24 protein-coding genes are annotated in these 22,804 nt (G+C 39.5%); 20 read left to right on the top strand and 4 right to left on the bottom strand.

The window, feature by feature from the left end:
* The first annotated feature begins 266 nt into the window (after positions 1-266).
* The 8 genes from CLV38_RS05460 to thpR all read left to right on the top strand — a co-directional run bounded on the left by CLV38_RS05460 (position 267) and on the right by thpR (position 6,479).
* A complete protein-coding gene (locus tag CLV38_RS05460) occupies positions 267-467 on the top strand; it encodes a cold-shock protein (RefSeq protein WP_034302155.1) in 201 nt (66 codons plus the stop codon).
* Positions 468-710: 243 nt separating this feature from the next.
* Entirely contained in the window at positions 711-1,562 is an 852-nt protein-coding gene (locus CLV38_RS05455; protein ID WP_106192546.1) for an aldo/keto reductase, read from the top strand.
* A 165-nt stretch (positions 1,563-1,727) separates the two neighbouring features.
* Entirely contained in the window at positions 1,728-1,928 is a 201-nt protein-coding gene (locus tag CLV38_RS05450; RefSeq protein ID WP_034302155.1) for a cold-shock protein, read from the top strand.
* A 197-nt stretch (positions 1,929-2,125) separates the two neighbouring features.
* Complete coding sequence (locus CLV38_RS05445; protein WP_106192544.1) at positions 2,126-3,010, top strand: VOC family protein; 885 nt, start codon at positions 2,126-2,128, stop codon at positions 3,008-3,010.
* 169 nt (positions 3,011-3,179) lie between these two features.
* Positions 3,180-4,535 carry a YjiH family protein gene (locus CLV38_RS05440; protein ID WP_106192541.1) on the top strand — a complete coding sequence of 452 codons (1,356 nt, stop codon included), beginning with the start codon at positions 3,180-3,182 and terminating at the stop codon, positions 4,533-4,535.
* Positions 4,536-4,786: 251 nt separating this feature from the next.
* The gene (locus CLV38_RS05435; RefSeq protein ID WP_106192539.1) at positions 4,787-5,350 is read left to right on the top strand and encodes a DUF1697 domain-containing protein; all 564 of its coding nucleotides are present in this window, start codon (positions 4,787-4,789) and stop codon (positions 5,348-5,350) included.
* A gap of 13 nt (positions 5,351-5,363) precedes the next feature.
* Complete coding sequence (locus CLV38_RS05430; RefSeq protein WP_106192684.1) at positions 5,364-5,897, top strand: NUDIX domain-containing protein; 534 nt, start codon at positions 5,364-5,366, stop codon at positions 5,895-5,897.
* A gap of 24 nt (positions 5,898-5,921) precedes the next feature.
* Positions 5,922-6,479, top strand: a complete 558-nt coding sequence (gene thpR / locus CLV38_RS05425; protein WP_106192537.1) for an RNA 2',3'-cyclic phosphodiesterase — start codon at positions 5,922-5,924, stop codon at positions 6,477-6,479.
* A gap of 99 nt (positions 6,480-6,578) precedes the next feature.
* On the opposite strand, the gene heR is transcribed toward thpR, so the two are convergent.
* Positions 6,579-7,361 (bottom strand): heliorhodopsin HeR, encoded by a 783-nt coding sequence (heR, locus tag CLV38_RS05420; protein WP_245920549.1) that lies wholly within the window; start codon positions 7,359-7,361, stop codon positions 6,579-6,581.
* A 290-nt stretch (positions 7,362-7,651) separates the two neighbouring features.
* On the opposite strand from heR, the gene CLV38_RS05415 reads away from it, so the two are divergent.
* From CLV38_RS05415 to CLV38_RS05385, 7 genes are all read left to right on the top strand, one after another.
* The gene (locus tag CLV38_RS05415) at positions 7,652-7,846 is read left to right on the top strand and encodes a YwbE family protein (protein ID WP_106192534.1); all 195 of its coding nucleotides are present in this window, start codon (positions 7,652-7,654) and stop codon (positions 7,844-7,846) included.
* A 305-nt stretch (positions 7,847-8,151) separates the two neighbouring features.
* Positions 8,152-9,246: a hypothetical protein gene (locus CLV38_RS05410; protein ID WP_106192531.1), complete on the top strand. Its 1,095-nt coding sequence runs from the start codon at positions 8,152-8,154 to the stop codon at positions 9,244-9,246.
* 43 nt (positions 9,247-9,289) lie between these two features.
* Complete coding sequence (locus tag CLV38_RS05405; RefSeq protein ID WP_106192529.1) at positions 9,290-10,513, top strand: NADH:flavin oxidoreductase/NADH oxidase family protein; 1,224 nt, start codon at positions 9,290-9,292, stop codon at positions 10,511-10,513.
* A 42-nt stretch (positions 10,514-10,555) separates the two neighbouring features.
* Positions 10,556-11,296: an alpha/beta hydrolase gene (locus tag CLV38_RS05400; RefSeq protein WP_106192527.1), complete on the top strand. Its 741-nt coding sequence runs from the start codon at positions 10,556-10,558 to the stop codon at positions 11,294-11,296.
* Positions 11,297-11,426: 130 nt separating this feature from the next.
* On the top strand, positions 11,427-12,299 hold the full coding sequence (locus CLV38_RS05395; protein ID WP_245920548.1) for a M15 family metallopeptidase: 873 nt from the start codon (positions 11,427-11,429) through the stop codon (positions 12,297-12,299).
* The gene (locus tag CLV38_RS05390) at positions 12,283-13,590 is read left to right on the top strand and encodes a CapA family protein (protein WP_106192525.1); all 1,308 of its coding nucleotides are present in this window, start codon (positions 12,283-12,285) and stop codon (positions 13,588-13,590) included. Before CLV38_RS05395 ends, CLV38_RS05390 begins: the two co-directional genes overlap by 17 nt.
* A 284-nt stretch (positions 13,591-13,874) precedes the next feature.
* Positions 13,875-14,153, top strand: coding sequence for a DUF1294 domain-containing protein (locus CLV38_RS05385; protein WP_211295425.1), 279 nt, complete (start codon positions 13,875-13,877; stop codon positions 14,151-14,153).
* A 365-nt stretch (positions 14,154-14,518) separates the two neighbouring features.
* On the opposite strand, the gene CLV38_RS05380 is transcribed toward CLV38_RS05385, so the two are convergent.
* A complete protein-coding gene (locus CLV38_RS05380; protein ID WP_106192523.1) occupies positions 14,519-15,523 on the bottom strand; it encodes an EAL domain-containing protein in 1,005 nt (334 codons plus the stop codon).
* Between the two features lie 136 nt (positions 15,524-15,659).
* Entirely contained in the window at positions 15,660-15,806 is a 147-nt protein-coding gene (locus CLV38_RS05375) for a lmo0937 family membrane protein (protein ID WP_106192520.1), read from the bottom strand.
* 166 nt (positions 15,807-15,972) lie between these two features.
* Here CLV38_RS05375 and uvsE point away from each other — a divergent pair, with 166 nt between their 5' ends.
* The 5 genes from uvsE (at position 15,973) to CLV38_RS05350 (ending at position 21,658) form a co-directional block, all read left to right on the top strand.
* Complete coding sequence (gene uvsE / locus CLV38_RS05370; RefSeq protein ID WP_106192518.1) at positions 15,973-17,232, top strand: UV DNA damage repair endonuclease UvsE; 1,260 nt, start codon at positions 15,973-15,975, stop codon at positions 17,230-17,232.
* Positions 17,233-17,251: 19 nt separating this feature from the next.
* Positions 17,252-17,992, top strand: a complete 741-nt coding sequence (locus CLV38_RS05365) for a DUF4149 domain-containing protein (RefSeq protein WP_106192516.1) — start codon at positions 17,252-17,254, stop codon at positions 17,990-17,992.
* 152 nt (positions 17,993-18,144) lie between these two features.
* The gene (locus tag CLV38_RS05360) at positions 18,145-19,152 is read left to right on the top strand and encodes a YeiH family protein (protein ID WP_106192513.1); all 1,008 of its coding nucleotides are present in this window, start codon (positions 18,145-18,147) and stop codon (positions 19,150-19,152) included.
* Between the two features lie 19 nt (positions 19,153-19,171).
* Entirely contained in the window at positions 19,172-20,074 is a 903-nt protein-coding gene (locus CLV38_RS05355) for a glycerophosphodiester phosphodiesterase family protein (protein ID WP_106192511.1), read from the top strand.
* A 24-nt stretch (positions 20,075-20,098) separates the two neighbouring features.
* The gene (locus CLV38_RS05350) at positions 20,099-21,658 is read left to right on the top strand and encodes a bifunctional metallophosphatase/5'-nucleotidase (protein ID WP_106192509.1); all 1,560 of its coding nucleotides are present in this window, start codon (positions 20,099-20,101) and stop codon (positions 21,656-21,658) included.
* Between the two features lie 63 nt (positions 21,659-21,721).
* On the opposite strand, the gene CLV38_RS05345 is transcribed toward CLV38_RS05350, so the two are convergent.
* Positions 21,722-22,621, bottom strand: coding sequence for a cation diffusion facilitator family transporter (locus tag CLV38_RS05345; RefSeq protein ID WP_106192507.1), 900 nt, complete (start codon positions 22,619-22,621; stop codon positions 21,722-21,724).
* Between the last annotated feature and the right edge of the window lie 183 nt (positions 22,622-22,804).

Raw genomic sequence — 22,804 nt, 5'->3', positions numbered from 1 at the left:
ATAAATAAAGAATGATCACTTGGAATTTAGACTATTTGCAGCAGTGTGAAATTAAGTGACAATTTGTTGGAAATGAGGTTTAGAGTTTTTATAATTCAAATTATTTTAACCAGTGCAAAAAAAGATTAGGTTTTTTTGAAAGGATATGGTATACTGTGTTTAACATATTGTAAGAGACATTTTAAGAACTGTGTAATGCATTCCGAATTGATCCTTAAGCAATAATGTAAATATTTGTGCTGAAGGCACAAGGAGGAATTTTAATTATGGAAACAGGTACAGTAAAATGGTTTAACGCAGAAAAAGGTTTTGGCTTTATCGAACGTGACGGAGCAGACGACGTATTCGTACACTTCTCAGCAATCCAAGAAGAAGGATTCAAATCTTTAGATGAAGGCCAAGCAGTAAACTTTGATACTGAAGAAGGCGCACGCGGACTTCAAGCAGCAAACGTTACTAAGGCTTAATTAACCTAAACTAAACTGTTAAAGGCAAGGACATGAGCAATCATGATCCTTGTCTTTTTTTGTTTTAATTAGTTTCTGTCCGACCACAGGCGCAACTAATTAAAAAAATGATTATTAAAAACTCTGGCAACGAGTCTGCTCCTTTTGTCAATCATAAAACATTTAATTAGCCTGTTCTCTGATTTTATGTATAATTAGTAAGTAAAGATTTTTAAAGTATGACAATCTAAGGAGGAACAGAATATGAATAGTTTGACAGATACATACTCTTTATCTAATGGATTAGAGATTCCAGTATTGGGATATGGGACTTGGCAGGTTACAGATCCAAACGAAGCGGTTGAAGGGGTCAAAGCAGCAGTTAAAGCTGGCTATCGTCATATTGATACAGCCCAGATGTACAAAAATGAAGAGTTTGTCGGAAAAGGAATCAAAGAATGTGGTGTTCCTAGAGAAGATTTATTTGTGACAAGTAAACTAAATAATACTAATCATGGGTATGAGGCGACGAAACGAGAAGTAGCTATATCACTTGAGAAGTTGGGTCTGGATTACCTTGACTTATTCCTGATCCACTGGCCTGTGGTTAAAAATAACGGCGGAGACTGGAAAAAAGATAATAGAGAAACGTGGCGCGCTTTGGAAGAACTCTATGATGAAGGGAAATTAAAAGCAATCGGAATCAGCAATTTTGCTGTCCCTCATATAACTAATATAATGGAAACAGCAAGAATCAAGCCTATGGTCAATCAGATCAGATTACACCCTGGTGTCTTGCAGAAAGATACGGTTGAGTTGAGCCGTAAACACGATATCGTGGTTGAGGCATGGTCACCTCTTTCACCAATGAAACACTTGAATGAAGACGAAGAGGTTCAAAAAATGAGTGAGGCATATGGCAAATCGATTGCTCAAATCCTTTTAAGATGGAGCCTCCAACATGGGTTTGTTCCATTAACCAAATCAGTTCATGAAGAGAGAATTCAAAAAAATGCAGAGATTTTTGACTTTGAATTAAAAAAAGAACACATGAACTATCTGGACAGCCTGACGTTTGAAGACTTAGATAAGCCGGAAGACTTCGTAGAAAGATAATTTTTAAAGTCTTTTCAATATTCATTAGGTTTTCTTGGAAGAGTGTGTTATACTGTGTTTAACATATTGTAAGAGACATTTTAAGAACTGTGTAATGCATTCCGAATTGATCCTTAAGCAATAATGTAAATATTTGTGCTGAAGGCACAAGGAGGAATTTTAATTATGGAAACAGGTACAGTAAAATGGTTTAACGCAGAAAAAGGTTTTGGCTTTATCGAACGTGACGGAGCAGACGACGTATTCGTACACTTCTCAGCAATCCAAGAAGAAGGATTCAAATCTTTAGATGAAGGCCAAGCAGTAAACTTTGATACTGAAGAAGGCGCACGCGGACTTCAAGCAGCAAACGTTACTAAGGCTTAATTAACATAAACTAAACTGTTAAAGGCAAGGACATGAGTAATCATGGTCCTTGCCTTTTTTTGTTTTAATTGGTTTCCTTATAATCATAGGTGCAAATAACCGTCAGATTAGGGGACTAGTGGTATACTATCAGCGTAAAGCCCTTCTTAGTGACTGTTTATTACATATTCAATGCTATTAAAAGGAGAGGTTAAGAAATGAAAGACATCGTTCCCAACTTGTGGTTCAATGATGAGGCAGAAGAAGCAGTGAGATACTATACACGTTTATTTGACCAGTCTAGGATTACTAGTATACAGGTCCTGGAAAACACCCCATCTGGAGACACTACGACAATCAACTTTGAATTATCAGGTCAGCCTTTTACCGCCTTCAGTGCGGGTCCTCTATTCAAGTTCAATCGTTCTTTTTCATTGATGGTACAGTGTTCATCAGACGAAGAAGTCGATAGAGTATGGACGACCCTGACTGAAGGCGGAAAAGAATTAGTACCGCTTAGAGAATATCCGTTCAGTAAACGGTATGGATGGCTTGAAGATCGTTATGGTCTGACTTGGCAGATTTTACTTTCTGACAAGCCAGTCGTTCAGAAAATAATACCCAATTTTTTATTTTCTGACGCTGTATCAGGTAAAGCTGAAGATGCGGTTGTTTATTATACGGACCTATTTCCGATCTCTTCAATAGAAGAAATGCAGTATTATGAGGCAGGAGAAGCTGAAAACACGGATTCTAAAGTTAAATTCTCCGGATTTCACTTGTTTGGCAGACAGTTTTACGCTATGGATAATGCAAAGAATGAAAATCTATCATTCAATGAGTCCTTTTCGTTGATGGTGCTGTGTGAAAATCAGGCAGAAATTGATTATTACTGGGATAAGTTATCTTTCGATCCAGAGTCTGAGCAGTGTGGATGGCTCAAAGATCAGTTTGGCTTATCGTGGCAAATCGTACCAGAGTCAATGGATGATTTACTGTCAAATGGAACAAAAGAACAGATTAATCGAGTGACTCAGTCATTTTTAACCATGAAAAAACTGGACATCGCTGAGCTGGATAGAGCATGGCAGGAAGCTGAGTGATAAGGTCAGTACGGAGAGACTACCGACTAAAGATAGTCTCTTTTTTTTCGGTTTAAAAGTATCTTTATTCATTCGATTGAAAATGACTGGTGATCACATTGAGGTATTAATTGTGTATTCCCTCAATCTATGCTATTCTGATAAGCGACAATAATGGAGGGTATTATACATGATTAATAAGTTTAAGTTTATATTTTTATCGTTGATTGGATTCATATTTTTTCTAGTTCCATTTACTATTGGTGGCGAGAGTCGAATTATGATTTCTCACATCATCTACTTAGTAACAGATAATATATTGGACGAGTTTATATTGTTCACAGTCATCTGTGCCTGGATCGTCTTAGTCGCAACGGTTATCTTTACTTTTTACACGTCAAAAAGTGGTTTTCTCAACAAGATATTCAAAGCATCGCCTATCAACGTGGTTTTGAGACTCGTCGGTTCATTTCTTTATCTGATGGTAATCAATAACTGGTTTGCAGGTAATGCTGTAGCCGATATGATCCTGGACCCTGATACAGGTGGGTTGATGGCTGGGAGTAAAGGACTTTTAACAACCCTGTATATTACGTTTTTCGTAGGAATCCTGGCCCTTCCGTTACTGACTCACTTTGGAATCGTAGAATTTGTCGGGATACTCTTAGGCCCCTTAGTTGAAAAATTATTTAGAGTACCCGGTTATTCTATGATTGATGCGATTGCCTCTTTTGTAGGCGATGGAACAATTGGAATTGTTGTGACTGATAAGCAGTATCAGAGAGGATACTATAATAAAAGAGAAGCTTACATTATTTCCACCAGTTTTTCTATTGTCGGGATCGCGTTTGCAGCTGCAGTGGCAGAAGAATTGGGATTCAGCGGTATTTTCCCGATCTTTTATGGATCTATTGTAGTCGTCACACTGATTTTAGCCTTTATCACTGCACGGTTACCTTTAAAGAAATTTGAATCTACTTATTTTGAAGATAAAACACCTAAATCAGTTGAAATACCTGAGGATAAAACAATTGTGGAACACTCGTATGATTCAGCCATTGAACAGGCAGAACAGACTTCCATAGGGGGCGCTTTTCTGGAAGCCTTAAAAAATGTGGTTGATATCTATGTCGGTTTTCTTCCAATTATTATGGCTGTTGGAACATTGTCACTGATCATCGCAGAGTATACTGCATTCTTTGATATCATCAGTGCCCCACTCGTTCCTGTTTATGATTTTCTCGGATACAGTCGTGAGGTCGCCTCGCAAATGGCACCGGCTTCTGTAGCAGGTTTCGCAGATATGTATCTGCCTGCACTATTTATAATTGGCGCTGAGTCAGAAGCCGCTCGTTTCTTCATTGGTGTATTAGCCTTTACCCAATTAGTGTTCATGTCTGAAACGGGAATGATTCTGGTGAAAACTAAAATCGGATTAAATTTTTGGGATGTCATTAAAGTATTTTTATTTAGAACAGTATTATCTATCCCAGTCCTTATAGTATTGGTAAATATTCTATCCTGGGCCGGTGTATTGTCGTTTTAAGTGAAGAGTGACAACATGATATGAGAACAAGCTGCTATCTAATTTAATGGATAACAGCTTGTTTTTTTTGCATAATTAGAGGCTGCAACTAAGCGAGTCCAACCAAATAATGTATAATAAGCACTATATTTAACAATAATTAAACAGGACAACTCGATTTTAATACTAGATACGGATAAAGGCATTTTTTTCAGGACATACCCTAATAACTCTAAGACGGAATTTCAATAGAGAATACAAGGAGTGATCAGATGGACTATGTAGCACTGTTAAGAGGAATAAATGTTGGCGGAAAAAATAAAGTCAGTATGCCTGAGCTAAAGCGGTCAGTTGAAAGAGTTGGAGTGAGAGGTGTTCGAACCTATATTAATACTGGAAATGTCATTTTTAATTTGCCTGCAGACAACAAGTCTGAATTCAAAGATAATATAGCTGAAGTCATTTATGAAGACTTCGGGCTGAAGCTGGACATTCTGATACGCAGTCGATCTGAGATGAGCACATTAATGGCAGAAGTACCTGAGCTTTGGACGAATGATAAGCAAATGAAATGTGATGTGCTCTTTTTATTTGAAGAAGTTGATACGCCTTCTATTATAGGTGAGCTGTCTATTGTGCCAGCGATCGATACGGTCTTTTATGTCCCAGGAGCTGTCATATGGTCTGTTGATAGAAAAAACGTTACGAAGAGCGGATTAATGAAGCTCGCCGGGTCACGGCTTTACAAAAAAATGACAATCAGAAATATCAATACTACTCGTCGGCTAGTTAGTTTGATGAATGAGGGACTAAAGGATGAGAGCCCGTATAATTAAGGAGCTGATGACAATGGAAATTTGGGATACGTATGATAGAAATAGAGTTATAACAGCTGACAAGATGATCAGAGGAGAAGCCTTTGACAATGGTCAATTGCATATGATCGTCCACCTGTGCCTGTTCGATTCAAACGAGAGGATGCTGATACAGCAGAGACAAGCAGATAAGGCAGGCTGGGCAGATATGTGGGATATTTCTGTCGGTGGCAGTGCATTAAGTGGAGAAACAAGCCAGGCAGCTATAAAACGGGAAACAAAGGAAGAGCTCGGGATTGAAATAGATTTTGAAGAAGTCAGACCTCATCTGACTATAAACTATGATCATGGCTTTGATGATATTTATATCATTCATAAAAATATAGCGATAGAGGATCTGTCTTTGCAAGAAGAAGAAGTGCAGGCAGCTAAGTGGGCTACGAAAGATGAAATCTTAGACATGATCAGTAAGGGTTATTTTATCCCTTATTTTCCAAACTTCATAGAGCTGTTATTTGAGAGCAGGAATCAGTATGGCATTATTTCAAGAGATGTGGAACAGTCTTGAAATGGGAAGTAAGGAGGCTTAGTCATGAGGGTATTTATAGCAATCGAACTGAGTAATGACTTAAAAAAACGCGTACTAGATGTACAGGAAAAAACTAAACAGATAGTTGATAAAGGAAACTATACTAGTGTGGACAATTTTCACCTGACGCTGCATTTTATAGGAGAAGTAAATGAAGAAAAGACTGAGGAGATTAAAAGGACACTCGATCAAGTATCTGAACGGACAAGCCCGTTTCAGTTGAGATTAAATTCAATTGGTCACTTTCAAAAAAAAAATAAACACATTATATGGATTGGTCTTAAAGGAGATCTAACTCATCTTCATGCATTGAATCAGTCGATCAGACGAGCGCTGGCAAAGGACTCGACTCCTGATGATTTAAAATATACTCCTCATATCACTTTAGGAAGACAGATTGTACTATCAGACTCAATGGATGAAGTTGTGAATTTAGTCGAAGTGCCAGAAGAACGCCTGGAAGTTGACACTATTTCATTGATGGAGAGCAGACGAGAAGAAGGCGAGTTAGTGTATCGACCGATTTATACCAGAACTTTAGACTGTGGGACAGAAAGATAACAGGCTAAAAGCGCCTTAAATAAGACAGAAAAGAGTTCTGCCCCTTCAAATCTGCTACATAACAGACAAAGGAGCAGGAACTCGGTATATAATATAAGATCAGGGCTGCATGACACCTGCAAAAGCTAACCAGGCGAGTATGGATTTAGCAAACAAACTCAAAATAATGTACCCTCGTTCACCATAAAGATAATTTTCCCATTTACCGATCCTTTTATATTGCAGAATCATGTTGATCGGAAATAGATTGAAAAAAACAAAATAACTGCCGACTATAGCATAGACAAACCAGGGGATTTCAGCCGGATTAGAATTCCCGAATGCATATAGAAGGATGACGATCCATGGTGCCAGACCAGCTATAGTGCCGAAGATGAATGGTTTCCAGTTTGTTTTTTTTGTATAATAGTTGATCTCTTCCATATCAAGACCGAACAGGTTCATTGACGCATTGATGAGAACGATTAGTATGAGTGCCCCAATATCATAGACGCCAAAGAGTAAGGCAATCAGCATAATCATGAGAGAAGAACTGAGCGCATATTCATACCAGCGAAATCGGTTCATCCCTTTACTTAAGTCATCGTTATACTTAGGGTTTCCCCATGGGCTGACGATTATAAAATGTGCAAGGGCAGATAAAAAGAGAAATAAAGAAACGGTTATCCCGAATGGCAGTTCAGCAATCATGTCTGTTTCGGTGACAAGACGCATCTGAGTCTCATCGAATGTCAGAAAATTAGACATGACAGGAATCCTGAAATCAGCAATGCGATCAATGAATAAAGCAAAGCCGAGCATGAGTAACCCTTGAATAAGGTGGAGAAAGCCCATGATCAGATTGAATCTTTTTAATGATGAATATGTGATGGCTTTTGACAAGACGAACACCTTCTTTCGAATAGTAAGCTGCATTGAGATATAAGACTTGCCTGATAAGCATCATTTCCTTTAGTTTACATCAGTTTAAAGATTGATTTGTTAAAGTCATAATACCATAACAATCGTTATATAGTGTTCTATACTATCTCGACTGAATACTGTTTAGAAAAAACAGAAGGGCGATATCACTTCAGATTATTGACACTGCAAAAGTCCCTTCAAAAAGGTATACTGATATTAGGAATTTAAAGATAACTAAAGAATGATTAATCGATAAGGGGATTAACGATATGGATGGAACTAAGCGAGCAAATATTAAACAGGGGGATAAAGTCAAAGTGGTTCAGAAACAGGATCAGCGTTCAGGCAAACTGACTGAAGGGGTCGTCATGAAACTGCTAACTAATTCACCCACACACCCACACGGGATAAAAGTTATGCTGGAAGACAAAACAGTCGGTAGAGTGAAGGAAGTTATTAAATAATGAGAAGTTAAAGAGCATCTGTTACCTTTTAACAGATGCTCTTTAAGATATAAGGGCTTATTGATACTTCTTTGAACCAGCAGACGATTTTAAATGACCGTGCAGTAGGGTATGCCTTTTTGGACAAACATTGTATAATAAAGGTGATAATAGAAAGAAAGTACAATTGAATAATCGAAAGCCAACGTATGTCATACATGTCAGCCGTTAGCCTAGTAAACTCGGATACACCCATGGAGTTAAAGCAGTAAAGTGTGTCTGTTCTCAGAAGTCTATCTTACTGGTCCAGTAAAGGATGTGACATTATGAATACTGAGCAATCTTTATTAATCAATCCTTTTCATTTCGCAGTCGATCCCATGGAAAGAGTATTACTGATCAACTTTCAAAGGGATCCTGATGAGTATTATATAGGGTTTGAGGTGCAGGTTTTCGATGACGAAATAAACGGGCAGGGACATCTTGTGATTGGCTGGAGAAGAGACAGCAAAGTCGATGTCTATTATCAGAAGAGTCTTGCTTTATCAGAAAAAAACTTTGATACAGCAGGAAAGGGTCTGGCAGACAAAATAGAGTGTTTGTTTGAAGTGGCATCGTTTGAAATTAATGAAAGAGGGGCACAGGCACTTTATCGTTTTACTGATAAGTATCAAAGGTCGGTCAAAATCAAAATTAACGAAAGAAACTACAAAAAAAGACAGCCATTTAGTCTCCTGGCTCCTATGGAATCCGCTGCTGAAACACCATCCTGCCTACCGCTTATTTATTTGTTTGATTTTTATTTTGTCAGAAAAAACCATACAGTTATCGCCATTAAAATAGACGGAAAAGAGCATGCCTTGGATACCCTTTCTTTCCCCATGGATGGAATGAAGATGTATTTCACGCGCTACAGTTCAAAGCCGCTTATTGCAGGGTTTAATCCTTCTTTAGACGATCATGTCAGCTTGATCAAATTGACTGGACAGCAGGAGGTTGTAAAGAAGGAATCAACTTTTATTGAATTGATTTGGAGTGAGGACTGCCCATCCATCAAAAAAATAAGACAGACTAATCCCTTACACCCTTTAGAACTGACATTTGTACCGCCATTCCCAAGTGTGACGGGACTGGAAAACAATCAGATGAAAGAAGGGTTATTCCAAATCAGCTGTCACTCCTCTTTAGGTCTTATAATGGGGCGATACCAGGTGATTAAAAGAGGAAGGACAATCAAGATAAAATGTTATCCTTCTGAGGGATGGTCTCCTGTTCCAGAAAAATGGTCTATTCGATTCTTGTACAGGACTGCGCCTGTATTCAAGGAATGGACTAAGTCGTATGAATGGTCAGCCTATATATATGAGAGAAAGCAGAAGAATTATTATATGCACTCCAGCTGGAAAAAGTTGAATAGATAAATTCAAGTATCATTTTCAGTGGTGGAGTTTAAGGAGACTAGATATGAACAAGCTTGAAGTGGAACGGTCATTAATATTACCGAACAATGTGGTTGTAAAAAATAGATTCTTTAAGTCAGCAATGAGTGAGACACTGGCCGACCGTTTCAACAGCCCTAGTGCACTGCTTGTCAGCTTATACAAGCAATGGGCTGAAGGCGGAGCAGGAATAGTGGTCACCGGAAATATAATGATAGACCGTGATGCACTGGGAGAGCCTGGAAATGTCGTGATCGATGATGAACGGGACTTAGCTAGATTAAAAGAATGGGCAGCAGCAGGGAGCATCAACAATACAAAAGTGTGGGTACAGTTAAATCATCCCGGCCGGCAATCTCCCCGTTCTCTTTCAAAAGAACCAGTGGCTCCCAGTGCACTCTCCCTGGATAAGAAATACAGATCATTTTTTAGTCCTCCTAGAGAATTAACGACTGAGGAAGTGAAAGAAATTATCCAGAAATTTATCAGGTCTGCTCAGATCATCAGAAAAGCAGGTTTTAACGGTGTTCAAATTCACGGGGCACACGGGTACCTGGTCAGTCAGTTTTTGTCACCTCTAAGTAATCAGCGTCAGGATGACTATGGAGGTTCAAGCGAAAACAGGATGCGTTTTCTAATCGACATATATTCTGGTATCAGAGAGGTGCTGGGTCCGGACTTTTCGATAAGTGTCAAATTAAATAGTTCTGATTTTAATGAAGGTGGCTTTAATGAGAAAGCGGCTCTAAAGGTGATGACGAAACTGTCAGATCTAGGTATCGATTTAATAGAAATATCAGGAGGAAATTATGAGAACCCCCGTATGTTCGCCGAAGCGGATGGTGAAGAGGTGTTCTTTATAGATTATGCCAAAAAATTGAAGTCAGTCATTAGTTCTCCAATAGTCGTCACGGGTGGCTTTCGCACGCTTTTAACAATGGAAAAGGCATTAAACGAGAAAAAGACTGACATGATCGGCTTAGCACGACCATTAGTGTTGTACCCTGACCTTCCGCAGAGGATGATGGAAGGGAAACTGTCAGAAGTGACAATGCCTAGGCTGACGACAAACATTCCTTTACTGGATGGTAAAGCAGGTGGATTTATGGGAATCAGTTATTATGAGCAGCAGATCAAGCGAATCGCTGACGGAAAAGCTCCTGTCATTCATGAGAATGGCTGGAAACCCATCTTCAGTACGCTTAAGGCTCATGGTCTGAGTGTATTAATGCCCCGCAGGTTTTCTTGAGTCACAATTGAAACATAAAAATAGGTATAGGAATGAACTAACATGCAGAAAATAAAAGTCAACTGGAAAAAGATGTTGATAGGAGTTATCGTTTTATTTAGTCTGATGACAGTCGGCCTGTATCTATTGATCCAGTCGCGCACTTATGAGGCGATGGATGAAGCAAGAGCTATTTTAAATGAAGAACAGGTCAGTCAGGAAGACGGATGGATTAAGATAGAAGCAGAAGATAGAATCGGCACAATCGTTTTTTATCAAGGGGCTTTCGTTGAGGCAGAAGCATATTTACCTTTGGCGAAAAAACTGAGTACAGAGGGGTTTAGAGTGTTCATTCCATATATGCCGTTAAATCTAGCTATTTTAAATAGTAATGCCTTTGAAGAAATAATAGAGGAATATAGGTCGGATGAGGAGTGGTGGATCGGTGGGCACTCTCTTGGTGGAGCAAGCGCCTCTATCTATGCAGCAAGTGAAGAAGAAACCATTGACGGGCTTTTTTTCCTGGCTGCTTATCCAAGTGATTCAAGTGATTTGTCAGAAAAGCCATACCCTATTGTGTCCATTACAGCAGCTAATGATATAATCGTAAATGAAGAGCGTTTCGATGAGTCCAAAGACAATCTTCCGGATCATACTGTTTTCTATACCATTGATGGAGGAAACCATGCGGGGTTTGGAAACTATGGCTTTCAGTCAGGTGATGGCGCAGCCACTATAACTCAAGAAGATCAGCAGGAGCAGGTAGTGGACATAATGATGTCAGTTTTACTTGAGAACGATTGATTCTGTATTAGAAGATAATAGTTTAACAAAATCGTCACGTGCTTTTATAGTATCAGCAAACAAACTATGTTAATCTATAACTGTTGTAATTAATTAAATTAAATCTAATGAAACAAAAGGAGTTTACTCATTGATAGTTAAACGCATGACACAGTCAATCAGTCTTTTCACCAGTCTTATTGTTCTTGCAGGATGTGCTAGTGGTAACGGGGAAGAGACAGGACCAAGTGAAGTAGAGGAAACGGAGATTGAAGGTACGACTGGAACTGACGAGTCTCAAGGCGAGAATCCTGAGGAATCACAAGACCAGGAAGAAACAGATGATGAAGGAGAAACCGGAAGCCAATCTGCCCAGGATTCTTCAGCTGATGAAGAAGAGGACAGTCCATTAAATTTTGAGGATGATTTGATGGATCCTGACAGTCTGAAAGTCCTAGTCAATAAACAGTATGCACTGCCTGAAGATTATGAACCAGCAGATTTAGTGACCGTAGAAGTGCCAACAGTCCTTGATAATCCTGAGATCAGACAATTGAGAACTGAAGCAGCGGAGGCATTAAAAGATATGTTCGATGCGGCTGAAGAAGAGGGGATTTTTCTCCACGCCAGGTCAGGCTACAGATCTTATCAGACCCAAGTTCAGCTCTATAACAGCTATGTGTCAAATCATGGTGAAGAAGCTGCTAATCGGTACAGCGCGCAACCAGGCCATAGTGAGCATCAGACGGGATTGGGTATGGACGTGACTAGCGAAAGCGTCAGTTATCAGCTGACTGAAGCATTCGGTGATACTCCGGAGGGGATATGGGTAGAAGAAAACAGTCATGAATTTGGCTATATCATCAGATATCCACAGGGAAAAGAAGACATTACTGGATACCAGTATGAACCTTGGCACCTTCGCTATCTTGGACAAGAAGTAGCTACTGATGTATTTGAAAGTGGCCTGACATATGAAGAATACTTAATTGAAAGTGGGATAGATATTGAGATCAACGAATAGACAGAATAAAAAGAAGCCGTTTAAATTAATAGGCTTAATCATTCTTTTTTCAATTATATTGATTGGAGCAACTGCATTTGCAATCAACTTAGCACAGGGAAATGATGAAGCAGCCGATTCGAATGGAGAGACTCAGACTGTAGAAGAGTCTGAGTCTGAAGAATCAGATAACAGTGAAATAGAGGAAAATAATGAGGAAGTTGACGATACTGCTGAAGAGATAGAAGAAGAGACGTTTATTGATATCAGAATCTCTGCAGTAGGAGATGTTATGGGACACTTGTCCCAGGTCAACAGCGCGTATGTTCCAGAAACGGACACATATGACTTTACTTCTGTGTTTGAAGATGTAACGCCTTATATTTCAGAAGCTGATCTGGCTATCGCCAATCTTGAAACGACATTAGCCGGCTCACGACTGCCTTATTCAGGTTACCCGATGTTCAATACCCCAGACAGCATTGTTGATGCACTGGATCAGGCTGGATTTGATACAATCATCACGACAAATAATCATAGTCTGGATACAGGGTTTGATGGTGTTAACAGGACGGTCGAAGTTATTGAAGAAAAAGGATTGGATCCAGTTGGAACATACGCCAGCGAACCGGATTCACGTGTCTTGATAAAAGATGTTCAGGGCATTAAGGTCGCTATCTTAGCTTATACAGAACACTTGAATGGTGTTGATGCGGCATTTTCGCCTGAGCAGGTGAATGCTCAAATCAATCTTATCAGTGAAGAGCGAATAGTATCTGATATCGAAGAAGCAAAAGCTTCCGAGCCAGATCTAATCATCTCATTTATGCACTGGGGTGATGAGTATCAGAGAGAGCCCAATGAATTTCAGACGAATTACGCAGAATTCCTGACACGTGAGGGAGTCGATATTATTTTCGGCAGCCACCCGCATGTAATTCAAGGAGCAGAATTTCTTGAAGTAGATGGCAATGAATCAGTCGTGGCCTATTCATTGGGTAATTTTGTTTCTAATCAGAGAACGGAAACGTTGGGAGAAGAGCGTGCAGCAACAGAAGATGGTGTCATTTTCAATGTCGATGTTCAGAAAAACGAACAAACAGGCGAAACAACGATTCAAGGTGTGGATTACACTCCTACATGGGTTTATCGTCATATGTATGAAGGAGACAGTGAGTATACATACCGTATCCTTCCCGTCGAATCTGCACTTGACAGTGGTGAATTCAATGAAACCTATCAGAATCGCCTGAGACGGTCTCTTGAAGAAACAAACTCTCGCTTAAATATTGAAGAATCTTCTGAAGAGTGATCAGTTGAAAACGGAATAAGCGGTAAATGCCTGAGCTGGGTAAATGGGTCGATTCGATCTGTTTTTGGCTCAGGTTTTTTTACTTAGGAAACGATCTATTTAACACATCTTCTGTTCAGGTTAAGCATATGTACAAGTAGGGGAGAGTGATAGGGGATCATTTATAGACGGGTTCTTTAAAAGACGATCGATCATTTCTGTACTGACCATGCTATACTTATTGAAAGAATCTATTGTTAAATGGGGAAAATAGGTCATATGACCGAATAGAAGGGAGAATAAAGATGATACCAAAAATGCAACTGGTGATCGCTGGAGTGTTAGTCTTAATTAATCTGCACAGTTTGATTTTGTTTTACGTGGATAAACAGCGAGCGATAAAAAAACAGTATAGACTTTCAGAAAAACGATTATTGTTATCTGCTATAGTATTTGGAGGGGTAGGGGCTTGGATCGGAATGAATGTGTTCAGACACAAAACCAGACGAACGATTTTTAGAGTGACAGTTCCCTTTTCTGCACTCCTGACTATCGGAGCAACTATATTTATTCTACTGTTCTAATAGCGTACCCAAAGAACAGCAAAACAAATAAACAGCTAAAAGACTGAAATATATCAGGCTTTTAGCTGTTTTAATTCATCTGTGATTGAGTGTAATGGCTAATAAGAATCTAGTTCAGCAGAATGGTCAGGTAAATGACTAGAGAGTCAATCACTCATGCCCAGTGTTGTCCTGAATTTAAAGGAGGAAACGGCCCTTTTAAGGACGTCTCCGATCCGTTCTGACTATTTACCTAAATCTAGGTAAATAGCGCAATAGCCAAGCTTATGGAGCTGCTCAGCAATCATTTATTTTCCAGTAATAGAGATACCTGTTATTAAAACAGTTCTTACGCTAAACTCTCTTATCTTAATCGTACTAAATCCTTAATATCGCGTTAAGTCAATTGACAGTTCACTCAGAGGATCTGGCTTGGGTTTTCCAAACAGGTACCCTTGAAACAGTTGACATCCCTTGGATTTAAGCCAGATAAAATCTTGAATATCCTCAATTCCTTCGGCTAAAGTGATAGCACCGTATTCATTTGCCTTTTTTAAAAATTCTTTAACGACAGCCTGTTTTTCTTCTGACGAATGGACGCCTTGAACAAACTGCATATCCAGTTTGACATAAGGCGGTTTCAGGTCAGAAAGCAAATCTATGGTGTTGTACCCTGCACCAACATCGTCAAGAGCATAACTGAAACCATTAGTCTGATAATAGAGCAGAATTGATTTCAAATGATCAGTATCATCTATCTTCTCTGTTTCAACAACTTCAAATACAAAGCGGTCACTTTTTATTTCCAGTTGCTTAGCGACAGCAGTAGTTGTCTTTAAACAGTACTCCGGGTTATAAATCGCTGTGGGAATAAAATTAATGAAAGCTTTCTGATCTGAGTGTAATCGTGTGATCTGTCTGACACCCTGTATTCGACATAGACGGTCCAGAGCGAATGTACGCCCTCTGATTTTTGCGGCAGGGAATAGGACGTTTGGATAGACAGTATCCCCGTTTTCATCTTTAAAGCGAGCCAGCATTTCATACCCAAATATGTGACCGCTGGGCGTGATGATAGGCTGAAAGTGCATGGATATGTATTGTTCTCTAATAATTTTATCAACCCAGGAGGATGTTGTATAATGTTTGAACTCTAATATGGGCAACCATTCCTGGTTTTGAATCTTGTAATAGACATTTTCTGACAAGGTCATCGCTTCAAGAAAATCAGTTAAATCAGAAGTAGCCTGTTCAGTAGTCAATATATGATTGTTTACAAATGTATAAGGATACTCTCTCTGATCGAAGTGATCAAGAATCATCACTTTTAACTGATCAGGGATTTCCAGGGTGACGCGCTGTTTACTTACAGAGCATGAGGGACATGTCATTTCAAAACCTCCAATTGTTTATTTCTATATTTTAACACAAAAGGTATGATACCCTTATTGTTTATAAACAAAAAAACGGTTTTCTGATGAAAATCATCAGAAAACCGTTTTTATTCAGGATTAAGTAAGTACTGAATTACCTTCCTTTTCTACCAGTAATCATATTAAAGATGAATACGATCAAAGCAATTACAAGTAAAATATGAACTAGTCCACCTGCAACTTCAAATACAAGTCCTAAAATCCAGAATAAAATTAATAGTCCTATTATTGTCCACAACATTATTTCCAACTCCTTTTGTTTTGATAAGCTGAGTATAGCAAATAAAAATACAAAATACCTAATGATATGCATCAGATGACTAATCTGAAAACAGAATTCACAATATTAGAGATAAGGTTAAATGAGTGATAAACTAGGACTAACTAACACAAGTAAGGGGGATTTTATGAGTATAGGCTATGCCTGTTTAACCAGAGGAGTCAATGATTTGAGGTACAAAACCTGTCGAAAACAGAATGCAACTAAAGAAAATCTGGCCCAGTTGATTGAACATAATCTTGCCGTATTGGAAGACATGATTGATTACAATCAGCAGCAAGGGATAAAATTATTTAGGATGAGTTCGGATATTATTCCGTTTGGATCTGATTTTGAAGTAAATGATTTAAACTGGTCAGAACTTTTTAAAACCTGCTTTGAACGTATTGGGAGCAAAATACGGCGCAATCAGATAAGAGTATCGATGCATCCCGGTCAGTATACTGTCTTGAATTCACCCAATCCAGATGTTGTATCACGGGCTATGGATGATTTAAAATATCATACCCAGTTTATAGATAATCTGGGTGTTGGACCTGAACATAAAATCATTCTTCACATTGGTGGTGTTTATGGCGACAAAGAATCTGCCTTCGACCGGTTTATTGAAGTGTATGCGAGATTAGAAGATGCTGTCAAGGATCGCCTGATCATCGAAAATGACGACCGTTTGTTTACAATAGAGGATGTGCTTAAAATCAGCGATCAAACGGGAGCGCCGGTTGTGTATGATAATCTTCATCATTATATCAATGGAGGTAAGCTTGATCGTTCAGGTGCTTATTGGATAGAAAAAGCTAAAGCAACCTGGAAAGACCAGGATGGAAAAGCTAAAGTCCATTATTCCCAGCAGCAGTATGGTGCCAGAGAAGGAGCACATTCTTACACTGTTAGAATCAAAGAATTTTTAAGGTATTATCAATCTGTAGAACCACTAAATGTGGACATAATGCTGGAAGTAAAGGATAAAAATTTGTCGGCAGTCAAGTGTATCCTTGCCACTTCAGATAAGGAAGGCATTAAAAATCTGGAAAAAGAATGGGCTCGGTATAAATATGCCATACTGGAAAAATCCCAGCCGCATTATCAACTGATCAGAGAGCTTCTTAAAGACAAAAACGCATATCCTGTAGTCTCTTTTTACGAACTGATCGAAGAAGCGCTGGAAACTGTTCCTTCATCAAAGGATGCGCTTAACAGTTTAGATCATGTCTGGGGATATGTTTCAAATGAAGCAGATATCAAAGAAAAAAAAGCATATGAGAAGTACAAAAAAGAGGTCGAGCTGTCTGTAGAGTCGTTGCCTAAAGCCAAACGGTTCTTAAAAAGATTGGCAGTAAAACAGAATAGCACCTATTTACTGGAATCCTATTACTTTGATTTATAACAATTGAGGAGTGAATAAAATGTCAATAAAGAAAAGATTTGGATTGCTTTACAGTATAGCTTTTATATTTATGATCGGGATGAATTATCTGGTCGGAGCAATTGGAACTGATGTCGGGACGGTCGCTGATGAAAATCAGGCCATCATTCAACCGGCAGGTTATGTGTTTTCGATCTGGGGACTGATTTATGTCCTTCTGGCTATATGGATCATCCGGCTGTTCTTACTTAACAACAATAGAAGTCAGGTTTACGAAGAGCTTCATTACTGGCCCGTCGCTAATTTCATCCTGAATGCCTTATGGATTGTTGTGTTTACTCAGAGGTGGATATTAGCTTCTGTGATAGTCATAATAGGTCTCCTGATTACTCTTGTTGTGATTTATAAAAAACTGACAAAAATGTCAACCGGAAGGTTTGATCGTGTCCCTTTTTCAGTTTATTTCGGGTGGGGTACTGTCGCTACGATTGTGAATATAGTTGATTGGGTAAAAGATCAGGGCATCGAGGAACTAATCGGACTGGATGAATACCAGTGGACCTTGATTTTACTCGTAATCGCGACAATAATAGCTGTGTTTGTAGCGCTGGCACACATGGACTGGATTTACCCGCTCGTGTTTGTCTGGGCATTTTCAGGTATTATCGTTGAAAACGAAAACCAGCTCTTTTTATTGACTATTGTATGTGCCATGGGAATCGTCTTTCATGTACTCGCTTCATCAATTGTTGGATTCAGTAATATAAAAAAGGCAAAATAGTAACAATTAAGAAGGCTTGAAATAAAAAGGTGATCTGAGTCATCACTCTTCTTTATTTCAGGTCTTTTTTTGCTGTCTAATACTGATTACGTCATGACTTGGACTTAATTAATGTTATAATTGTTCTGTTAGAAAAAGAAAGGATTGGTTAAATGAAAAAAGCTTTAACAAGTTTACCCGGGGTCCTGCTAGCAACGGGTATAGCACTTTTAGCTGTACTGATTGAGTCCCAGTTACCGGGACATTACATAGGATCAGCAGTATTGGCTATGTTTATTGGGATAGCGATAAGAGCTGTATATTACAATGAGACTCTTTTTCAAGAGGGGATAAAGTTCACCTCTAAAAAAGTACTCAAATTTGCCATTATATTATTAGGGGCTTCATTAAACTTTTCCATCATCCTGCAAGTTGGGAGCAGAACCGTTTTTGTGTTGATTTTTACATTGCTGACAGCTTTTGGTGGAGGCTTTATTTTAGGGAAGCTGTTCAAGGTCAACTGGAAATTAAGTAACATGATCGCTGCGGGAACTGCGATTTGTGGAGGCTCTGCCATAGCAGCTATGGCTCCTGTCATAGAGGCAGAAGATGGAGATGTGTCCTATGCCATATCAGCCACATTCGTTTTTGATATGCTGATGGTCATTGCCTATCCGATAGTGGGACGACTCTTGTTTTTAAGTGATCAGTTTTTTGGTTACTGGTCTGGGACCTCTATCAATGATACTTCGAGTGTAGTGGCTGCCAGTTTTGCATTCTCTGAACGTGCCGGCGAGATTGCTACTATGGTCAAACTTACTCGGACACTGGCTATTATTCCAACAGTCATTATTTTTTCTATTATTTATTATAATAAACAATTGAAAGAACCGAACAGACGGAAAGAAAAAGTATCTGTTAAGGGACTTGTTCCCTGGTTCATTATTCTATTTGTACTGATGGCTGGCTTAAACACTGCTGGCTTGTTCCCGGCTGATTTTTCAGAATCATTAAGATCAGTCAGCCGATTTCTGATGGTCGTGGCACTTGCGGCAATTGGGTTGAAAACAGATATCAAACTATTTGTCAAGACAGGGTGGAAGCCATTTGTGCATGCGATGGTACTGTCTAGTTTAGTTGTAGTTGTATCATTTGCAGTGGTTGCGCTGATTATCGGCTGAGTATACGAGGAGGCATAATATGAAAAAAGTGCTGAAAATTTTGGGTATGGTCCTTGGTTTACTTTTAGTTGTGTGGTTTTTGTTATTCTTATTTCCTCTGACTTCAGAAGGAGAGCAGGACTTCCTTCAAAAGAGTGATGAAACACTAGTCATCGCACACAGAGGGGGACTGGATCATGCTCCGGAAAACACTCTGGAGGCTTTTAGACACTCACAGACTATAGGGGTGGATATTTTAGAGTACGATGTTTTCATCACAGCTGACGGTGAATTAGTAGTGATACATGATGAGACTGTGGATCGAACGACAAATGGCTCCGGAAGGGTAAACGACCTGACTTTAGAGGCTGTTCAGGCGCTGGATGCCGCTTATCATTTTGAAAATGAACAGGGCGAAAACAGCTATAGAGGGAAGGGTGTATATATTCCGACAGTCGAGGAAGTTTTTCAGGAATTCGGCTCGAAAAGACAACTGATCGAGTTGAAAGCCACTAACGATTCTGATCAATATGAAGCAATGATTCAGGAGATGTGGCGCCTGATTGAGGCATACGATATGCACGATACTGTGCTGATCGCCAGCTTTGATCATGAAATCAATTTAAGGTTCAATGAAGTATCAGGTGGGACTGTGGCGATAGGGGCTGGTGAGCAGGAAACGAGACAGTTTGTCACCCTTCATAAAGCATTCCTGAATGCTCTCTATCAGCCGACAGCAGATGCGTTTCAACTGCCGACAGAGCAGGAAGGCTTTAATCTCGCTGACTGGAAATTGATCAGAGGAGCAGAGAATAGAGGAATGGCAGTCTATTACTGGACCATCAATGATGAGGAAACGATGCTGGAACTCATGGATCTGGGTGCACATGGGATTATGACGGACAATCCTGAGTTGCTGATTGAGTTAAGGAACCGCAATTAAACTAAATGATGAGAGGACAATTAGATGAACATCACGTTATTTGAAACAAGTGATATACACGGGTATCTGTTTCCCACCGATTACCAGACACGCCAACATGAAGCTGAATTTGGACTGTTTAAAATCGCCACTTTACTGGAGAATGAAAGAGCCAGTCTGGAAGGCCCCAGTCTGACTATTGAAAATGGGGATATCATTCAAGGATCACCCTTAACGCATTACATCGTTAAAGAAAAAAAAGAGGCAACTGTCGTCATGGATGCCGTCAACAGATGTCAGTTCGATGCTGGAGTTCTTGGGAACCATGAATTCAATTATGGAATGGACTACCTTAACTCTGCAGTCAAAGGAGCCGATTATCCTATCTTGTGTGCCAATATAGTAAACAAAGAAGGCAAACCGGCCTTTGGGCAGGCATATAAACTGTTTGAAAAAGAGGGTGTCAAAATCGCTGTACTTGGTCTGACAACGCCTTATATTCCCAACTGGGAACACCCAGAGAATATTGAAGGATTACAGTTCAAATCAGCGGTTGAAAGTGCACATGAGTATGTGCCTATTCTTAGAGAACAAGCGGATGTTGTGGTGGTCAGCTATCACGGAGGATTTGAAAAAGACTTGATTTCAGGAAAAGAAACTGAGATTCAAACTGGAGAAAATGAAGGATACGCTCTGTTGCATGAAGTAGAAGGAATCGATGTCTTACTGACAGGGCACCAGCATAGGGTCATTGCTGAAAAAATTAATCAGACAGCTGTTGTCATGCCTGGAGATAAAGGAACGTACTTAGGAAAGGTGACACTTGAAGTAGAGAAAGTGAATGGCAAGTTCAAGGTAATTGATTCAATACCGGAAGTTCTGTCGACGGAAGGTGTACCTGTACATCAGAAATTAACTGAAGAATTCAAACAGGTCAATGATGAAGTGGAAGAGTGGCTTGATAGTCCTATCGGTGAAGTTCAAGGAAACATGAGAATCGATGATGTCGAACAGGCTAGACGAGTGGAACACCCGTATGTCGAATTTGTCCACAATGTTCAAATGCATTACGCGGAGTGTGATATATCTGGAACAGCCTTATTCAATAATCAGGCAAAAGGATTTGGAGAAAAAGTGACGATGCGTGATGTTGTGTTGAATTATATTTACCCTAACACACTCGCGGTACTCAAGGTCAGCGGGGCAGATTTAAAGGCGGCACTGGAGCGCTCAGCCACTTATTTTGAATTGGATGATTCAGGAGCTATAATCGTGAATCCTCAGTTTGTAAATCCAAAGCCGCAAATGTATAACTACGATATGTATGAAGGTATTGACTACACAATCGATGTGACCAGGCCAATGGGTAAACGGATTGTCCAATTGGATTATAAGAATGAACCCGTGCAGCCTGATGACAGTCTGGAAATCGTTATTAATCAGTACCGTGCAGTAGGAGGAGGAGACTATGATATGTTCGATGCATCCAAAATCATTCGCGAAGTCACGATACCGATGAATGAGCTGATGGGGGATTATTTTAGTCTTCATTCACCTGTAAAAGCCACAGTGAATCAGAATTTCAAAGTAATTGCGACCGGTTAGACAAAAGAAAAAAATGACATGAGCCAGTTTGTTACTGGCTCATGTCATTTTTTTAATGAACAATTACATCTGATCCCGATTAAACTGGTCGTTCAAATTATCAGGTTCAACATGAACATCAGTGTGCATGACATCATGCTTTTCATACAGTGCTTCTTCGATCAGTTCAGTCACGTCATGGCCTTCCTGAACAGTCATATCCCCGTCAACTAATATTGTCACGTCCACATAAGTATTAGCCCCATACATCCGCGCCTTAATTGACGCGACATCTTTTACTTCCGGCAAAAGCATAATCTCAGTCTTGTATTCAGCGAGGTGATTATCTTTAAATCCGTCTGATAATGAGAAGACACTTTCTTTAAAAACATCAATCCCAGTTTTGATAATAATGAGAGAGACTATGACAGCCATTATGCGGTCAAGCCATATCCATCCAAAAGAAGCTCCAATGATAGCAACAGACGTTACAAGACTGGTTAGACTATCCGCCAGGTTGTCCTTGGAAACCGCCCTCAACCCGGCACTGTTGGCTCGCTTGGCTAATGCCAAATTATAGCGGTATAAACTAAATAATATAACGGCACTGATCAAAGAAACAATAGCAGCCAATTCATTTGGCGGGGTGATTTCCCCTGTCAGCATACGAGAGATACTGCTTTCTAAAACCTGAAACCCGACAAACAGCATGAGGAAGGAGGTAATCAAACTGGCAATTGGTTCTGCTTTCCAGTGTCCATATGGGTGATTATGGTCAGCTGGCTTTCTGGCAGTCTTCAGACCAATCAGTATTGTAACGGAAGATACAACGTCAGTTAAGTTGTTAAAGCCGTCAGCGAGTAGGGAAGATGAACGAAAGTCATAACCCAATATAACTTTTGTCAGCGCAAGTATGATATAAATACTGATACTGACTTTAGCTCCTCGTTCAGCCAATTTAACTTTATCTATCTGATTAGGCATTCTGTAATCCTCCACAAGTCAGTCATAATGTTATTAATAGTATATAATTGTCCAGCTGTTTTCAATATCTGATGGCACGAATTTAGCTATTACTTATTTTTTAGGGTCCTTATAAATTAAAAAATGGGGGACCGAAAGCATCTGAAAAGAAGGTAGATTTCAAAGACCTGACCTGACTACACT

This window comes from Alkalibacterium olivapovliticus, from assembly GCF_003003275.1.
Classification (GTDB): Bacteria; Bacillota; Bacilli; order Lactobacillales; family Carnobacteriaceae_A; genus Alkalibacterium; species Alkalibacterium olivapovliticum.
This window is presented reverse-complemented; position numbering and strand designations above follow the sequence as displayed.

Coding starts and splice junctions, on each gene's coding strand:
- CLV38_RS05385 (WP_211295425.1), top strand. CDS start 13,875: ATGATACCAAAAATGCAACTGGTGATCGCTGGAGTGTTAGTCTTAATT.
- CLV38_RS05345 (WP_106192507.1), bottom strand. CDS start 22,621: ATGCCTAATCAGATAGATAAAGTTAAATTGGCTGAACGAGGAGCTAAA.
- CLV38_RS05375 (WP_106192520.1), bottom strand. CDS start 15,806: ATGTTGTGGACAATAATAGGACTATTAATTTTATTCTGGATTTTAGGA.
- CLV38_RS05350 (WP_106192509.1), top strand. CDS start 20,099: ATGAACATCACGTTATTTGAAACAAGTGATATACACGGGTATCTGTTT.
- CLV38_RS05435 (WP_106192539.1), top strand. CDS start 4,787: ATGGACTATGTAGCACTGTTAAGAGGAATAAATGTTGGCGGAAAAAAT.
- CLV38_RS05450 (WP_034302155.1), top strand. CDS start 1,728: ATGGAAACAGGTACAGTAAAATGGTTTAACGCAGAAAAAGGTTTTGGC.
- CLV38_RS05455 (WP_106192546.1), top strand. CDS start 711: ATGAATAGTTTGACAGATACATACTCTTTATCTAATGGATTAGAGATT.
- CLV38_RS05430 (WP_106192684.1), top strand. CDS start 5,364: ATGGAAATTTGGGATACGTATGATAGAAATAGAGTTATAACAGCTGAC.
- CLV38_RS05380 (WP_106192523.1), bottom strand. CDS start 15,523: ATGACATGTCCCTCATGCTCTGTAAGTAAACAGCGCGTCACCCTGGAA.
- CLV38_RS05410 (WP_106192531.1), top strand. CDS start 8,152: ATGAATACTGAGCAATCTTTATTAATCAATCCTTTTCATTTCGCAGTC.
- CLV38_RS05440 (WP_106192541.1), top strand. CDS start 3,180: ATGATTAATAAGTTTAAGTTTATATTTTTATCGTTGATTGGATTCATA.
- CLV38_RS05460 (WP_034302155.1), top strand. CDS start 267: ATGGAAACAGGTACAGTAAAATGGTTTAACGCAGAAAAAGGTTTTGGC.
- CLV38_RS05415 (WP_106192534.1), top strand. CDS start 7,652: ATGGATGGAACTAAGCGAGCAAATATTAAACAGGGGGATAAAGTCAAA.
- uvsE (WP_106192518.1), top strand. CDS start 15,973: ATGAGTATAGGCTATGCCTGTTTAACCAGAGGAGTCAATGATTTGAGG.
- CLV38_RS05355 (WP_106192511.1), top strand. CDS start 19,172: ATGAAAAAAGTGCTGAAAATTTTGGGTATGGTCCTTGGTTTACTTTTA.
- CLV38_RS05360 (WP_106192513.1), top strand. CDS start 18,145: ATGAAAAAAGCTTTAACAAGTTTACCCGGGGTCCTGCTAGCAACGGGT.
- CLV38_RS05405 (WP_106192529.1), top strand. CDS start 9,290: ATGAACAAGCTTGAAGTGGAACGGTCATTAATATTACCGAACAATGTG.
- CLV38_RS05445 (WP_106192544.1), top strand. CDS start 2,126: ATGAAAGACATCGTTCCCAACTTGTGGTTCAATGATGAGGCAGAAGAA.
- thpR (WP_106192537.1), top strand. CDS start 5,922: ATGAGGGTATTTATAGCAATCGAACTGAGTAATGACTTAAAAAAACGC.
- CLV38_RS05400 (WP_106192527.1), top strand. CDS start 10,556: ATGCAGAAAATAAAAGTCAACTGGAAAAAGATGTTGATAGGAGTTATC.
- CLV38_RS05365 (WP_106192516.1), top strand. CDS start 17,252: ATGTCAATAAAGAAAAGATTTGGATTGCTTTACAGTATAGCTTTTATA.